Source organism: Sinorhizobium sp. 7-81 (assembly GCF_030124405.1).
GTDB classification, from domain to species: Bacteria; Pseudomonadota; Alphaproteobacteria; order Rhizobiales; family Rhizobiaceae; genus Sinorhizobium; species Sinorhizobium psoraleae.
In genome coordinates this window covers 1-14,822 of sequence record NZ_JASKLT010000012.1, presented here as the reverse complement: position 1 = coordinate 14,822, position 14,822 = coordinate 1, and the positions used below count along the sequence as shown (strand labels likewise).

Here is a 14,822-nt window from a genome sequence, read left to right as displayed (position 1 = left end):
GCCGAACCGCTCGTCTCGGACACCGTGCTTTCGAACGCATAGACCAAGGCGAGGAATCGAAGCGGGCGGAACCCGCTCGCTTCCCGGCTCGATGCCGTAGCGGGGGCGCGGCCGATCCCGCTGCTCGGATTGCAGCACACAGCCTCACCGGTGACGCATCGCACACCAACCGACAGCCGCTACCTCTGGCGCCTGCGCGGAAACCTCCTCCTTGCGGCCGATCACGCTATGTTTCCAAGCTCCCGGCAGAACCAGCACTTTCGTGTGGTGACGCCGTGATTTTTCGCTTGTCACACTGATATTATGTATATACATTATAGCGAACGAAGGGCGGTGACCAATGGACGGAAACGCGAATTCGGGCAGAATCAGCCTCTGGCGCAATGCGCGCCTCGCCACGCTTCGCGAGGATCTGGGGCCGCTCGGCATCATCGAGAACGGCGCCGTGGCCACACGCGGGGACCGGATCATGTATGCCGGCTCCGAGAATGACCTGCCCGCGGACCTCTCCCGGGCCGATGAAGTCTTCAATTGCGAAGGCCGCTGGATGACGCCGGCGCTCATCGACTGCCACACCCACATCGTCCATGGCGGCAACCGCGCGCGTGAGTTCCAGATGCGGCTCGAAGGCGCCACCTACGAGGACATCGCGCGCGCCGGCGGCGGCATTGCCTCGACGGTGAAGGCGACCAATGCCCTGTCGGTCGAACAGCTGGTAGAAGCCGCGCTTCCTAGGCTCGATTCCCTGCTGGCGGAGGGGGTCGCGACGGTCGAGGTGAAGTCCGGCTACGGGCTGAATATCGACGCCGAACTCAAGATGCTGCGGGCGGCGCGCCGACTGCAAACGTTGCGCCCCGTGCGCATCGTCACGAGCTATCTCGCCGCCCACGCGACACCGCCCGAATACAAGGGCCGCAACGGCGACTACATCAGCGACATCGTGCTGCCCGGCCTGCAGCGTGCGCATTCCGAGGGCATCGTCGACGCGGTTGACGGCTTCTGCGAGGGCATCGCCTTTTCCCCCGCCGAGATCGGCCGGGTGTTCGACGCCGCGAAGGCGCTTGGCCTGCCGGTCAAGCTTCACGCCGAGCAGCTTTCGGATCTCGGCGGCGCCAAACTCGCGGCCTCCTACAGCGCGCTGTCGGCCGATCATCTCGAATATCTCGACGCAGACGGCGCGGCCATCATGGCAACGGCCGGAACGGTTGCCGTTCTTCTCCCCGGCGCTTTCTACACACTCCGGGAAAAGCAACTGCCGCCGGTCGAAGCGTTGCGCGCCGCCGGCACGCGCATCGCCATTGCGACGGACTGCAACCCGGGAACTTCTCCGCTGACCTCGGTGCTTCTCACCATGAACATGTCGGCGACGCTCTTCCGCCTGACCGTCGACGAATGCCTCGCGGGTGTCACACGTGAAGCCGCACGCGCGCTCGGGATCCTCGACAAGACCGGCACGATCGAAGTCGGCAAGTCCGTGGACCTCGCGATCTGGAACATCGATGAGCCTGCCGAGCTTATCTATCGGATAGGCTTCAATCCGCTGCATCAGCGCATCTTTAAAGGCGAAAGAATCGGCCAATGACTATCGTACTTAAGCCAGGCTCCGTTCCGCTCAAGGATCTGGAGACGATCTACTGGACCCGGGAACCGGCACGCCTCGATCCCGCCTTCGACGCCGCCATTGCCAAGGCTGCCGCTCGCATCGCCGAAATCGCCGCCGGTAATGCGCCGGTTTATGGCATCAACACCGGCTTCGGCAAACTTGCCTCGATCAAGATCGACAGTGCCGACGTGGAAAGGCTGCAACGCAACCTCATCCTGTCGCATTGCTGCGGCGTTGGTGCGCCTCTGCCGGAAAACATCGTCCGGCTGATCATGGCGCTGAAGCTCGTTTCGCTCGGCCGCGGCGCTTCGGGCGTTCGCCTTGAACTTGTCCGCCTGATCGAGGCGATGCAGGAACGGGGCGTGATCCCGCTGATCCCGGAAAAGGGTTCGGTGGGCGCATCGGGCGACCTTGCGCCACTTGCGCACATGGCAGCCGTGATGATGGGCCACGGAGAAGCGTTCTTCGATGGTGAGCGCATGCCGGGCGGAGCCGCGCTTGAAAAGGCCGGACTTTCGCCCGTGACGCTCGCCGCGAAGGAGGGCCTCGCCCTGATCAACGGCACACAGGCGTCCACCGCCCTGGCGCTCGCCGGGCTCTTCCGTGCCCACCGCGCCGCGCAGGCGGCGCTCATCACCGGGGCGCTTTCGACCGATGCCGCAATGGGATCGTCCGCACCCTTCCATCCCGATATCCACACGCTGCGCGGCCATCGAGGCCAGATCGACACCGCTGCGGCTCTTCGCCAATTGCTCGAGGGATCCGAGATCCGGCAGAGCCATATCGAGGGCGATGAACGCGTGCAGGATCCCTACTGCATCCGTTGCCAGCCGCAGGTCGATGGCGCTTGCCTCGATCTCCTGCGTTCGGTTGCCGCGACGCTCACGGTCGAGGCAAACGCCGTCACCGACAACCCGCTGGTGCTTTCCGACAACTCCGTCGTCTCCGGCGGCAATTTCCACGCCGAACCGGTGGCTTTCGCCGCCGACCAGATCGCGCTCGCGGTCTGCGAGATCGGCGCCATCGCGCAGCGCCGCATCGCACTTCTCGTCGATCCGACGCTCAGCTACGGTCTGCCGGCATTCCTGGCCAAGAAACCGGGGCTCAATTCGGGTCTGATGATCGCCGAGGTTACGTCCGCCGCACTGATGTCGGAGAACAAGCAACTCTCGCATCCGGCTTCCGTCGATTCGACGCCGACATCCGCCAACCAGGAAGACCACGTATCGATGGCCTGCCACGGCGCACGCCGCCTGCTGCAGATGACCGACAACCTGTTCTCGATCATCGGCATCGAGGCCCTGACGGCCGTCCAGGGTGTAGAATTCCGGGCACCTCTGACGACCAGCCCCGAGCTTTCGAAAGCCGTGGCTGCCGTGCGCAGCGTGTCACCGACGATCGAAGAGGACCGCTATATGGCTGACGACCTAAGGGCGGCCGGCGAGTTGGTCGCTTCCGGCACTCTCAATGCTGCCGTCTCCGCCGGCATCCTCCCGAAACTGGATGTCTGACATGGCGGTTTTCGAAATCCGGCAAGGCACATCACCCGTGATCCTTGGCTTTCCCCATACGGGCACCGACGTGCCCGCAGAGATCTGGGCGCGGCTGAACGACAACGGCCGCATCCTCGCCGATACAGACTGGCATATTCACGAGCTCTACGAAGGGCTTCTGCCGGATGCCACCACCGTGCGCGCGACCTTCCATCGCTACGTGATCGACGCCAATCGCGACCCGGAAGGCGTAAGCCTTTATCCCGGCCAGAACACAACCGGCCTCGTGCCGGAGACCGACTTCGACGGCGTATCGATCTGGAATGAGGGTCAGGCACCGACAGAGGCCGACATTGCGACGCGACTTCGCGATTTCCATGCTCCCTATCACGCGGCGCTCGCCGCCGAGATCGAGCGCGTGAAGGCGACCCATGGCGTGGCGGTGCTCTACGACTGCCACTCGATCCGCTCGCATATTCCGTTCCTCTTCGAAGGGACGCTGCCCGACTTCAATGTCGGCACGGACATGGGGAAGACCTGCGCCGCCGAAATAGAAAGGGCAACGGCAGAAATCGCCGCGTCGGCAGAGGGTTACACCAGTATCTTGAACGGTCGCTTCAAGGGCGGCTGGACCACCCGTCACTATGGTCGGCCCGAAACGGGTGTCCACGCGATCCAGATGGAACTTGCACAGGCGACACACCTGGCGACCGAAGCGCCGCCCTTCTCGCTGGATTCCGCCAAGGCCGAACGGCTTCGCGGCCATCTCAAAACCATTCTGAAACGCATCGAAGCAACAGCATTCGACCTCAAACTGACAGGGAGCGAGGCATGAACATGAACAATCCGCGCCACAATATTCGCGAGGTCCGCAGCCCGCGCGGAACCGAGATCAGCGCCAAGAGCTGGCTGACGGAGGCACCGCTCCGCATGCTGATGAACAACCTCGACCCGGATGTTGCCGAGAACCCGCACGAACTCGTCGTCTATGGCGGCATCGGCCGGGCGGCCCGCACCTGGGCGGACTTCGACCGGATCGTCGCGACGCTCAAGGATCTCAACGAAGACGAAACGCTGCTCGTCCAGTCCGGCAAGCCGGTCGGTGTCTTCTGCACCCACAAGGACGCCCCGCGCGTGCTGATCGCCAATTCCAACCTCGTGCCGCGCTGGGCGACCTGGGACCACTTCAACGAGCTAGATCGGAAGGGTCTCGCCATGTACGGCCAGATGACCGCCGGCTCCTGGATTTATATCGGCACCCAGGGCATCGTCCAGGGGACCTATGAGACCTTTGCTGAAGCCGGCCGCCAGCACTATGGCGGAAACCTGAAAGGCAAGTGGGTGCTGACCGGTGGTCTCGGCGGCATGGGCGGCGCGCAACCGCTCGCCGCTGTCATGGCTGGCGCCTGCTGCCTTGCCGTCGAATGTAATCCGGACTCGATCGATTTCCGCCTGCGCACCCGCTATCTCGATGCCAAGGCCGAGACGCTGGACGAGGCCATGGAAATGATCGATCACTGGACCAAGGCAGGCGAAGCGAAATCCGTCGGCCTGCTCGGCAATACGGCGGAAATCCTCCCGGAAATGGTCCGCCGTGGCATTCGGCCGGACATGGTCACCGACCAGACCTCCGCCCATGATCCGGTCAACGGCTACCTGCCAAAGGGCTGGACGATGGGCCAGTGGAAGGAAAAGCGTGTCAACGACCCGAAGGCCGTCGAAAAGGCGGCACGCGCATCGATGCGCGAGCACGTAGAGGCGATGATCGCCTTCCAGAACATGGGCGTCCCCACCTTCGACTACGGCAACAACATTCGCCAGATGGCCAAGGAAGAAGGGCTCGAAAACGCCTTTGCCTTCCCGGGCTTCGTGCCGGCCTATATCCGCCCGCTCTTCTGCCGCGGCATCGGCCCGTTCCGTTGGGCGGCACTGTCGGGCGACCCGGAGGACATCCGCAAGACCGACGCCAAGGTGAAAGAACTGCTGCCGGACAACAAGGACCTCCACAACTGGCTGGACATGGCCAGGGAGCGCATCGCCTACCAGGGCCTGCCGGCACGCATCTGCTGGGTTGGCCTCGGCGACCGTCACCGCCTCGGCCTTGCCTTCAATGAAATGGTTCGCAATGGCGAGCTGAGTGCTCCGATCGTCATCGGCCGCGACCATCTCGATTCCGGCTCCGTCGCTTCGCCGAACCGCGAGACCGAAGCGATGAAGGACGGTTCCGATGCCGTTTCCGACTGGCCGCTCCTGAACGCGCTCTTGAACACGGCCTCCGGCGCGACCTGGGTCTCGCTCCACCACGGTGGCGGCGTCGGCATGGGCTTCTCGCAGCATTCGGGCGTCGTCATCTGCTGCGACGGCAGCGAGGACGCCGACCGTCGCATCGAGCGCGTATTGTGGAACGACCCGGCGACGGGCGTCATGCGCCATGCCGATGCCGGCTACGACATTGCGCTCGATTGCGCCAAGGAGAAGGGCCTGCGCCTGCCCGGCATTCTCGGGAACTGACGAAAGACGCGGGAGGCCGTCTCGGTCTCCCGCTATCCTTTACTGCGAGATGGAAACCGTCCTGCGGCGGGCGCCGTCGAGTAACAACAGCAAGGCGCAGCCTGCAATCCCCGCAGCCGCACCAAGCAGTGCTGTTCCGGAATAATCGCTGATGCGGGTGCCGAGCGCGAAAAGCGCCGCACTGAGCGCTCCACCCAGAAAGATGTTCACCGCAATCAACGAGCTTCCGAGCCCCGGACGGTCGGCAATCAGGTCTTGCAGGTAGGTGATCGGGATGCTGATCAGCGCTGCCGCACCGAAGCCGCTGATGAGCGTCAACGCATAAATATGCCAAGGCCGGGATGAAAAGCCGAGCAGCGCCATATAGACGACGTAGATTGCCGTTCCAAGCGCAAGTGCGTCGATATAGTTGAGGCGATACTGGATCCGTCCCCAGACCAGAATGAAGATCACCTCCAGCAGCGCCACGACACCGACGACGATGCCGATATCGGTGGCCGAGCCGCCGGCAGCACCGGTGACGATCAACGGCAGCACCGCCGCGTTGACATGCAGCGTCGAGCAGATGAGCGCCATGGCGGCAAGCCGGGCAAGAACACGCGGCGAAAGAATTTCGGCGAAGGACGCCAGATAGGAAAGCCGCTTGCTCAGGACAGGATCGCCCCCGCGCTGAGCCGGCAGCAGGAAGAACACCAGCAGCAGATTGGCGATACAGCCGAGGCTCGCCAGCAGATAGGCGGGCAGCATACTGCCCCGCGCCGACAGCACGAAGCCGACCAATCCCGGAACCAGAACCCACGAGAGCGATATGGCCGCCCTCACCCCGGAATTGACCGCTGCCGCATCCTTTCCGCCCATGCCGTTCGCGGCGGTGCGGACATTGGCGAACAGGAGCGAGTTGAGTGCGCCGTAGATCGGCAGCAGCAGCAACGTGGCAACGACGAAACTCGACTTCGTCGGCAGGGCGTAGACCAGGCCGTAGCCGACCGCGCCAGAGAGAATGACCGCCAACATCAGCGTCCGGTAGTTACCAACGCGATCGGCAACGATGCCGACGGTGACGCTGACGGTGACATTGACCAGCGCCGCAACGAAGATCAGAGCCGAATAGAAACCGTCGCTCAAGCCAAGCTCGGTGATCCCGACCACTGACTGATAGGGCGAGGTCGCGGCACCCGAGACGCCGAAAAGAAAGATGGCAAGCACACTCGCCCGAATGGCCGGGTTGCGCATGGCAAAGAGCAACGAGGAAGACATGGTTCAATCCGCGAGTGCGAAGTCTTGTGAGGGGGACCGCCAGACGGGCGGTCGTTGCGGGAAGGCTGGCTTTGAATCAGGTCCAACGAGCCGAGAAGCGCGCCCTTGGCTCGAAATCAAAACCGCGGTCGAACGGGAAGACCGGCCGCTGGCGGCGTACGCTCGTGAGATTCGCGATGTCCTGATTGACGACGCCGTCCGTCAGCGCCATCAGGTTGGGATTGGCAATCGGCGCAAGCTCCGGCGAAAGATAGCCGGACTTGACGACGAGTAGGCGCACGGTGCTCGGATCGAGACCGAGGCGGCGGAAGTCCTCGATGTTGTGGTATGGACGCCGGCGCGCCGACATCACCACTTCGATCTGGCCAACACGGATGACCGCCTGGCGCTCGGAAAGCGGTCCCGGATCGTCCAACCGCACGACAGTCGCCGTGACCTCCGCCACGGGGCTCGACGGGTCGAGGCTGCCGCCGAGCCTCAAAGCCAGCGTCGTGCCTTCGCCGGCCGCGAAACAGGCGTCTACAGCCGGCCGGTCAGCGATGCCGGAAATCAGTGCGTCCCGCCAGCCGCGCGCGAGAAGCGCCCTCAACACGTCGGCTCGGTCGCCGACGCCGCCTCCGGTGGGGTTGTCCCCGGAATCGGCGAGGATCACGGGCCTCGTTGCCGTCTCCTCGGCAATGTCGAGCATCGCTTCGAGCGGCCCCGTGACCGGACCGAACCGGAAATTCTCCCGCTCGTTCCAGTAGCTTGTGGCGATTTCCTCCGCCGCCTTCGAGGCGACCGCCTTGTCCGAACCGGTCACGACTGCGCAGGCGGTCGCCCGCGGCTCGTCCGCCCAGACGTAGCCCACCATCAGGTTGGCATCGAGAATACCGGGACGCGCATCGAAGTCCGGCAGGCGCCGGTAAAGGCTTCTGGCAGGTTCATCTTCCGTGGACGTGCATTCCCCCGGCAGCAGCAGCGGCACGGGCGCCCAGGCAACGCCTGGCCGCGTTCCCGTCCGCAGCGCCTCCACTAGCATCGACCAGGCCCGGACCATCGTCTCGCGCGTATCGATGTGCGGCGCGGTGCGGTAGCCGGCAAAAATGTCGATCTGGTCGATGATCTTCTGGCTTACATTACCGTGGAGATCGTAGCTCGTCGCGATCGGGCAATCGGGGCCGACGACTGCGCGGGCAGCCGAAATCCAATCGCCCTCGGCGTCGTCCATACCGTCCACCTTGATCGCCCCGTGCATCGCCAGATAGAGGCCGTCGAGCGGCAGCGCAGCGCGAAGCCGCTCCAGGAATTCCGTCTTGAAGGCGTCGTAAGCCCCGCGCGAAACGGGACCGCCGGGCACGGCCCGTGCATGAAGGAGAGAGACATGCTCAACGCCGTCGGCCTCAAGAAAACTGAAATAGTCCGCTTTCAGGAGCTCAGCTCCCCTCAGCACCCGAAAGTCCTCGACCGTCATCAAGACAGGCGAATAGGTGCTGCATTCCGTATGGATACCACCGACGGCAATCCGCATGGCTACAAACTCACAAGATGGGGCTTAGAGGGGCGATCGCGGCAAAACGCAGCCAGTCCTTTTGCGCCTTCGGCGTCCAGGCCGCTTCGGCGATGGCGGAGAGACGCGGGAAGACGAGGCGGTTGAAGTAGCCGCGCGAGAGGAAATGCTCCGACCAGATGCAGGCCTGCACGCCCTTCATGCGGTGCTTCAGCTCCTCGGGGAATTCGCCTTCCGCCTCATAGGCATAGGTGTGCGCCGGCGTTGCCGTGCCGGCCCAGCTCGCGCCCGGCTCCTGGAAGGCTTCGGCCTGCGCCATGTCGAGGTAGTAGGCCTGCCCCGGCGTCATCACGACGTCGTAACCTTCGCGCGCCAGTTCGATCCCGACCTTGGGATTCTCCCAGGCCATCAGGAGCGTGCCTACCGTGCCGACGCCACCGCCATGGGCGACCTCGTTCCAGCCGACGAGCTTGCGGTCGCGCGCCGTCAGCATCTGCTTCACTTTTTTGAGGAAGTAGGACTGCAGCGCGAAGGTGCCGGAAATGCCTTCCCGTTCCATGAGCTTGCGCGCCAGCGGCGAGGCAAGCCATGAACCATTGGCCACCTCGTCGCCTCCGACGTGGATATATTGGCTCGGGAATAGCTCGACCATTTCGTCGAAGACCTTTTCGAGGAATTCGTAGGTGAGCGGAATCGCCGGATTCAATGCGTTGTTGGGGTAACCCTGGACCGAATGATAGCTTTCCGGGGCCTCCTGTCCATCGGAGAGCTCCGGCAGGGCGACGAGCGCGGCCGTGCTATGGCCGGGAATGTCGATCTCCGGGACGACCTCGACATTGAGCGCGCCGGCATGGCCGACGATCGCCCTCACCTCGTCCTGGCTGTAGAAGCCGCCGACCGGTTCCGCACCGTTGCCGAGTTGCGGCAGCATCGGCTCGTCCGGGCCGCGAAGCACACCGAGCGTCGTCAGCGTCGGATAGGCCTTGATCTCCAGCCGCCAGGCTTCGTCATCCGTCAGATGCCAGTGGAAGATGTTGAGCTTGAACCATGCAAGGATATCGATGAGCCGCATGACGTCGGCGGTCGGATAGAACTGGCGGGAGACGTCGAGATGGCAGCCGCGCCAGCCGTAGCGGGGCCGGTCGGAAATCGTACCCGACACGGGAAAGCGGAACTTGCCCCCTTCCCTGCGCGGCCCATCAAGCAACTGCGCGAGCGTCGTCAGACCATATTGCCGGCCGGCAGCTGCCCCGTATTCGAGGCGGATTTCCCGCTCGGAGAAGGCCAGCGTGTAGCCCTCGGGATCGAGATCGGGCCTCGCGGCGAAGACGATCGCGCGACCCTGTGGGGATGAGGCGAGCGTGAAGGGCGCGTGACCTCCTTGGAAGAGACGATGAAAGAGCGCCAGCACCGTGTCGACCGCCCTGATCTCATCCTTGCTGCTCCCGGATGCCGGATAAAGAACAACCGGAAATCCATCGCCCGGCACGGCGTCGATCTTCGCCGGCCAAGGCTGCAAGGCGAAGGGCAGGACGAGCTTGCCTTCCGGCAGGCGTTGCGGCGGCGGTTCGCTGGCCGCCCCTTCCAGCAGCACGTCGGAAACGGCCACCGGCACATGCCGGCCGTCGGAAAGCGTCAGATAGGCCGATTTTGCGCCATCCGTGCAGTGTTTCGCCTGCCGGTGCAGCCCGCTGATCGTAAAGGTCCAGCTTTCGCCCGCGCCAAGGACAAATCCCTTTGGCGGTGCGAATTCGTGGAAATTGGCATTGCGGCGCAGAAAGACGGCGTTCTCGCAAGCGGCAGAATCGATGACGCGGGTCAGCGATGTGTAGACGAGGCGAAAGTCGCTGAGAGGGTCGTCAGTGAGGTTGACGAGGGTGAAGGTGAAGCGTCCGAATGGGCCGCCATCCGGTTGCCAGGCAGATTCGAGGCGATAAAAAACCGGCTGCATGAGCGTCCTCCCGATATGGCTTTGTCAGTAATGGCTGGACTGGGAAAAGGTGCGCGCGAGTTCGGCCTGGCCTGCGGTAAGCCCGCAATCGACCGGCAGGCAAACGCCGGATATGGCGCTGGCCAAGGGGCCTGCCAGGAACTGGACGGCATTGGCGACATCCTCCGGATCGACGATGCGATGCAGCGGATACCAGCGCTTCGCCTCTTCGAAGATCTGCGGGTTGGCGGCTGCGCGTGCTTCCCAGGCCTGGGTGCGCACGGTGCCAGGCGCCACCGCATTGGCGCGGATACCGAATTTACCGTATTCGACCGCGATCAGCCGGGTCAGATGCAGGAGACCGGCCTTTGCGGCGCTATAGGCCGGGTGGCCGAAGACATTCATGCCGTTGACGGATGCGATGTTGACGACCGATCCTCGGCTTTCCTTCAGCATGTCCTCGACAGCCCGGAAGCAAAGGAAGGCCGCCTCGAGGTTGAGCGCATTGTCCATGCGCCAGATCTCCGGCGTCGTGTCGTGCAGGCTGACGGCGCGCGCCGCACCGGCATTATTGACGAGCGTGCGCACGGCTCCGAGCGATCCGGCCGCCGCCGCCATCGAGGCGACACTCGCGGCATCCGTGACATCGCAGGCGATGGCTGCGAAACGGTCCTGCGCGCCGAGGTCGCGCGCGACCTTCTCCGCCGCATTTCCATCGATGTCCGCGAGCACGACCACCTCGTGATCATCGGCAAGGCGCCTCGCAATCGCGCGCCCGATATCGCCGGCCGCTCCGGTGACGATCGCTACGGATTTCTTGGTGCGGGAATCGTTCGGCACATCAGTCTCCGAGAAGCTGGCGATCGTCGCCATCCCTGTGCACCACCAGTTGCTGTTTGATCCGCCTCAGCGTCGTCGTCGCCTGCAGTTGGACGCGGTAGGCGACGAGACTGGCGATGATATCAAGCAGGGCTAGGTAGGCGATGCGCGTGGATGTCGGGCGGTAGATGTTGTTGCCTTCCGGCAGGTCGACCGGCACGGCGATATCGGCCGCGAGCGCAACGGGACTGCCGCTCTGGGTCAGCGCGATCGTCGGAACCTTGGCTTCGCGGGCGAGCGTGAAGGCACGCACGAGCTCCGCATTGCGCCCCGAGAAGGAAGAGCCTATCAGCACGTCGGTCGGCTTGGCCGCGGCCGCCATCATCAACTGCATGCTGTGATCGGAACTCGAGGTGATGCGCAGGCCCAGGCGAAAGAGGCGGTTCTGCAATTCGCTGGCGATCATCGACGAATTGCCGCCTGAACCGAAGGCGTAAATCATTTCCGCACTGGCGAGCCGCTCGGCGGTCTCTTCGATCGCGGCGAGATCGAGCGAGCGATGCAGAAGGAAGAGTGCGTTCTGCGCCTTGGTAATGATGTCCTGCGCGACGTCGGCCGGTTCCTGGCTCTTCGGCTCGGGCTTCAGATACCGCATGCCGATATAGGCCGTACGTGCCAGTTGCACTTTGAAGTCGGAAAAGCTCTCGCAGCCGAGCCGCCGGCAAAAGCGGGTCACCGTCGGCGGCGACACGTCGGCCTTGCCCGCAAGCTCGATGATCGAGGCGTTCACGGCAAATTCGAAATCATTGAGCAGGATATCGGCAATGCGGTTCTCCGACTGGGATAGCCGCCCCTTCTCCTCCTGCAATGTCGCGAAAATATCCATCGAACGCCCACCCCTTTATTCTCAGGCGTTCTTCGGCTTGTAGGCGACGCAGTCGATTTCAACCTTGCAGTCGACCATCATCGAAGACTGCACGCAGGCGCGCGCAGGAGGATGAGCGCCGAAATACTCCTGATAGATCTTGTTGAAACTCCAGAAATCCCGCGGATCATCCAGCCAGACGCCGACCCTCACCACGTGTTCGACACCGTAACCGGCCTCTTTCAAAATGGCCAGCAGATTGCCGATCGCCTTGTGCGTCTGGGCGACGATATTGCCGTCGATAATCTCGCCGTTCTCCATGGCGACCTGACCGGAGACATGCAGCCAGCCATCAGCCTCAACAGCGCGCGCGAACGGCAGCGGTTTGCCGCCCGCTCCGACCTGCTCGGCGCCATAACGCTTGATAGACATGAAGAACCTTCTTGCAAATTATTTTCTTTATGCGTTGACAAGTGACCATAGAATACGGATTTTGGCCAGAGAAAATCCTCATTTATGAAAAGAATTTCAATCCAAGGCAAAACAATGCGGGATCCCTTCCAGAATCCGTTCCCCACATCAGATCCTGCCCGGCATTCGATCTGGGACATGCTGGTGACACGCGATATCGACGCTTTTCTTGCTGCGGATTGGTCGCTGGTCGCGGAAGATTTCGTCGAGGATGGCTTCATCGGCATCGACGCAAGGCGGGAAACGAGCCCGGACAATTGGCGCCTGTCCTTCCCGTCACTTGCCGCTTACCGGGACGAGTGGGTGCGGCAGGCGAAGGACTTCGCCGGCCAATCCTTTGCCGAGGATCCACGGGCGGCGATTTTCGCCACCACCACGCTCGAAGATATCGAGATCAACGCCGACCTGGCGCTGGCACGCAAGAAATTCGACGGCGGCCTGAAGAAGACAGACGGCAGCTATGATGTGATGAAGTGGCAGACCGTCTATTATTGCCGGCTGCATCATGGCCGGTGGAAAATCTGCGGGTTCACCGGCTATCTGCCCAACCCGATGGGACCGAGGGCCTAGGCAAAAAGGCGACAGCATTGCGTATCTTCACGGCGGCCCTGGCGACCGAGACCAACACCTTCTCTCCAATCTGCATCGACAAGCGCGCCTTCGAGGCCTCGCTCTATGCACCGCCGGGCGCCCATCCGGAAACGCCGACGCTCTGCACCGCACCAATCACCGTCGGCCGGCAAGTCGCGGCCGAAAAGGGCTGGCAGCTGATCGAGGGGACGGCCGCCTGGGCGGATCCCGCCGGTCTCGTCAATCGGCAGACCTACGAAGACCTGCGTGACGAGATCGTCGACCAATTGCGGGCAGCCCTTCCCGTCGATGCGGTGGTTCTCGGATTGCACGGCGCCATGGTCGCGGACGGCTACGAGGATACGGAAGGCGATCTGCTGGCGCGCATCCGCGAAATCATCGGGCCGGATGTGCTCCTTTGCGCCGAACTCGATCCGCATAGTCATCTCACTGACAAGCGCGTCGCGGCGGCTGACTTCTTCGTTTTCTTCAAGGAGTTCCCGCATACGGATTTCGTCGATCGCGCCAAGGATCTGTGGCGGATCGCCGTCGATACGCTCGAAGGACGCGTCAAGCCGGTGATGTCGGTTTTCGACTGCCGGATGATCGACGTGTTCCCGACGTCACGTGAGCCGATGCGCAGCTTCGTCGACAAGCTTATGCAGATCGAGAAAGACGACGCGGATGTACTGTCGCTTTCGGTCGTTCACGGTTTCATGGCGGGCGACGTGCCGGAGATGGGCACGAAGATGATCGCGGTGACAGACGGCGCCCGGGAAAAAGGCCAGGCGCTTGCCAGCGCCCTCGGCCTGGAACTCTTCGCCAAGCGCGGCACGTACCGCATGCCGGAGATCGACGAACGCCGGGCCGTCGCGGAGGCAATCGCCGCGACTGCGGGTCCAGTCGTGATCGCCGACATGTGGGACAATCCCGGCGGCGGCACGGCGGGCGATGCGACGGTGGTGCTCGAAGAACTGCTCGCCAGCGGCGTTGCAGACGCGGCGATCGGCACGATCTGGGATCCGATGGCGGTACAGATCTGCATGGCCGCCGGTGAAGGCGCCGAGATCCCCCTGCGCTTCGGCGCAAAATCCGCGCCCGGTACCGGCAGTCCGATTGACGGAACGGTCAAGGTTATAAACCTGGTGCGAAACGCCGAAATGCGGTTCGGCGAAAGCTTCGCGCCCTTCGGCGACGCGGCACACATATGTTACCGCGGCATCGACATCATCCTGAATTCCACGCGCGCGCAGAGCTTCGACCCGAGCCTTTTCTCCGTGATGGGCATTGATCCACGGTCGAAGAAGATCCTGGTCATCAAATCGACGAACCATTTCTTCGCCTCATTCTCAAAAATCGCGTCGAAAATCCTCTATTGCTCGGCCGGGACGCCCTACCCCAATGATCCGGCAAAGACGCCTTACCGGCGCGCGCGGCGCGACATCTGGCCAATAATCGCGGACCCGCATACGCCGAAAAGAGGAGCGGCCTGAGTATTGAGCGGAAGCATGGGCGGTTTGCGCCCTCATCCCCGCTGCCGCGACCTTCTCCCCGCCAGCGGGGAGAAGGGAGTTGTGGCACCGCTCAGTCCCCTCTCCCCGCCTGCGGGGAGAGGGTTAGGGTGAGGGGCTATTGCTCGCCTCCCGCATCTCTTCATGAGAGACTATAGCCGCCGAATGCGGCGAGGCAGCCGGCGTCAGCCCATCCGCTCCGACGCATAGCTTCCCGGGCTCGGCGGGAAGACGACGACGCGGTTGCCGTTGATGAAGCAGCGGTGGTGGATGTGGGCGTGCACGGCCCGGGCCAGCACCTGG

General features: G+C 63.3%; 12 protein-coding genes and 1 pseudogene. 6 read left to right on the top strand and 7 right to left on the bottom strand.

Features of this window, described 5'->3' with window-relative positions:
• The first annotated feature begins 340 nt into the window (after positions 1-340).
• Genes hutI through hutU form a run of 4 tightly spaced genes read left to right on the top strand, consistent with a single transcriptional unit; the run spans position 341 to position 5,607 of the window.
• On the top strand, positions 341-1,582 hold the full coding sequence (gene hutI / locus QN224_RS26930; protein WP_283979116.1) for an imidazolonepropionase: 1,242 nt from the start codon (positions 341-343) through the stop codon (positions 1,580-1,582).
• Positions 1,579-3,114, top strand: coding sequence for a histidine ammonia-lyase (gene hutH, locus QN224_RS26925; RefSeq protein ID WP_283979115.1), 1,536 nt, complete (start codon positions 1,579-1,581; stop codon positions 3,112-3,114). The genes hutI and hutH overlap by 4 nt, the downstream gene beginning before the upstream one ends.
• A gap of 1 nt (position 3,115) precedes the next feature.
• Complete coding sequence (gene hutG, locus QN224_RS26920; RefSeq protein WP_283979114.1) at positions 3,116-3,931, top strand: N-formylglutamate deformylase; 816 nt, start codon at positions 3,116-3,118, stop codon at positions 3,929-3,931.
• A 2-nt stretch (positions 3,932-3,933) separates the two neighbouring features.
• The gene (hutU, locus tag QN224_RS26915) at positions 3,934-5,607 is read left to right on the top strand and encodes a urocanate hydratase (RefSeq protein ID WP_283979189.1); all 1,674 of its coding nucleotides are present in this window, start codon (positions 3,934-3,936) and stop codon (positions 5,605-5,607) included.
• Positions 5,608-5,646: 39 nt separating this feature from the next.
• Here the strand turns inward: hutU and QN224_RS26910 are convergent, their stop codons facing one another.
• The 6 genes from QN224_RS26910 to QN224_RS26885 all read right to left on the bottom strand — a co-directional run bounded on the left by QN224_RS26910 (position 5,647) and on the right by QN224_RS26885 (position 12,399).
• A complete protein-coding gene (locus QN224_RS26910; protein ID WP_283979113.1) occupies positions 5,647-6,864 on the bottom strand; it encodes an MFS transporter in 1,218 nt (405 codons plus the stop codon).
• A 76-nt stretch (positions 6,865-6,940) separates the two neighbouring features.
• Positions 6,941-8,374 (bottom strand): M81 family metallopeptidase, encoded by a 1,434-nt coding sequence (locus QN224_RS26905; RefSeq protein ID WP_283979112.1) that lies wholly within the window; start codon positions 8,372-8,374, stop codon positions 6,941-6,943.
• 10 nt (positions 8,375-8,384) lie between these two features.
• Positions 8,385-10,304: a beta-N-acetylhexosaminidase gene (locus tag QN224_RS26900; protein WP_283979111.1), complete on the bottom strand. Its 1,920-nt coding sequence runs from the start codon at positions 10,302-10,304 to the stop codon at positions 8,385-8,387.
• 24 nt (positions 10,305-10,328) lie between these two features.
• Positions 10,329-11,156: an SDR family oxidoreductase gene (locus QN224_RS26895; protein WP_283979110.1), complete on the bottom strand. Its 828-nt coding sequence runs from the start codon at positions 11,154-11,156 to the stop codon at positions 10,329-10,331.
• On the bottom strand, positions 11,125-11,988 hold the full coding sequence (locus QN224_RS26890; RefSeq protein WP_283979109.1) for a MurR/RpiR family transcriptional regulator: 864 nt from the start codon (positions 11,986-11,988) through the stop codon (positions 11,125-11,127). The genes QN224_RS26895 and QN224_RS26890 overlap by 32 nt, the downstream gene beginning before the upstream one ends.
• Before the next feature lie 21 nt (positions 11,989-12,009).
• The gene (locus QN224_RS26885; RefSeq protein ID WP_269285700.1) at positions 12,010-12,399 is read right to left on the bottom strand and encodes a RidA family protein; all 390 of its coding nucleotides are present in this window, start codon (positions 12,397-12,399) and stop codon (positions 12,010-12,012) included.
• Between the two features lie 114 nt (positions 12,400-12,513).
• Between QN224_RS26885 and QN224_RS26880 the strand changes: the two genes are divergently transcribed.
• A complete protein-coding gene (locus QN224_RS26880) occupies positions 12,514-13,008 on the top strand; it encodes a hypothetical protein (RefSeq protein ID WP_283979108.1) in 495 nt (164 codons plus the stop codon).
• A 17-nt stretch (positions 13,009-13,025) separates the two neighbouring features.
• Positions 13,026-14,501: a M81 family metallopeptidase gene (locus QN224_RS26875; RefSeq protein ID WP_283979107.1), complete on the top strand. Its 1,476-nt coding sequence runs from the start codon at positions 13,026-13,028 to the stop codon at positions 14,499-14,501.
• Positions 14,502-14,704: 203 nt separating this feature from the next.
• On the opposite strand, the pseudogene purU reads toward QN224_RS26875, so the two are convergent.
• Positions 14,705-14,822, bottom strand: a pseudogene (gene purU / locus QN224_RS26870) (formyltetrahydrofolate deformylase); the annotation flags it as partial.

What these genes read in the sequence shown, in the direction of transcription:
- hutI (WP_283979116.1), top strand. Translation starts at nt 341, where the DNA reads ATGGACGGAAACGCGAATTCGGGCAGAATCAGCCTCTGGCGCAATGCG.
- hutH (WP_283979115.1), top strand. Translation starts at nt 1,579, where the DNA reads ATGACTATCGTACTTAAGCCAGGCTCCGTTCCGCTCAAGGATCTGGAG.
- hutG (WP_283979114.1), top strand. Translation starts at nt 3,116, where the DNA reads ATGGCGGTTTTCGAAATCCGGCAAGGCACATCACCCGTGATCCTTGGC.
- hutU (WP_283979189.1), top strand. Translation starts at nt 3,934, where the DNA reads ATGAACAATCCGCGCCACAATATTCGCGAGGTCCGCAGCCCGCGCGGA.
- QN224_RS26910 (WP_283979113.1), bottom strand. Translation starts at nt 6,864, where the DNA reads ATGTCTTCCTCGTTGCTCTTTGCCATGCGCAACCCGGCCATTCGGGCG.
- QN224_RS26905 (WP_283979112.1), bottom strand. Translation starts at nt 8,374, where the DNA reads ATGCGGATTGCCGTCGGTGGTATCCATACGGAATGCAGCACCTATTCG.
- QN224_RS26900 (WP_283979111.1), bottom strand. Translation starts at nt 10,304, where the DNA reads ATGCAGCCGGTTTTTTATCGCCTCGAATCTGCCTGGCAACCGGATGGC.
- QN224_RS26895 (WP_283979110.1), bottom strand. Translation starts at nt 11,156, where the DNA reads ATGGCGACGATCGCCAGCTTCTCGGAGACTGATGTGCCGAACGATTCC.
- QN224_RS26890 (WP_283979109.1), bottom strand. Translation starts at nt 11,988, where the DNA reads ATGGATATTTTCGCGACATTGCAGGAGGAGAAGGGGCGGCTATCCCAG.
- QN224_RS26885 (WP_269285700.1), bottom strand. Translation starts at nt 12,399, where the DNA reads ATGTCTATCAAGCGTTATGGCGCCGAGCAGGTCGGAGCGGGCGGCAAA.
- QN224_RS26880 (WP_283979108.1), top strand. Translation starts at nt 12,514, where the DNA reads ATGCGGGATCCCTTCCAGAATCCGTTCCCCACATCAGATCCTGCCCGG.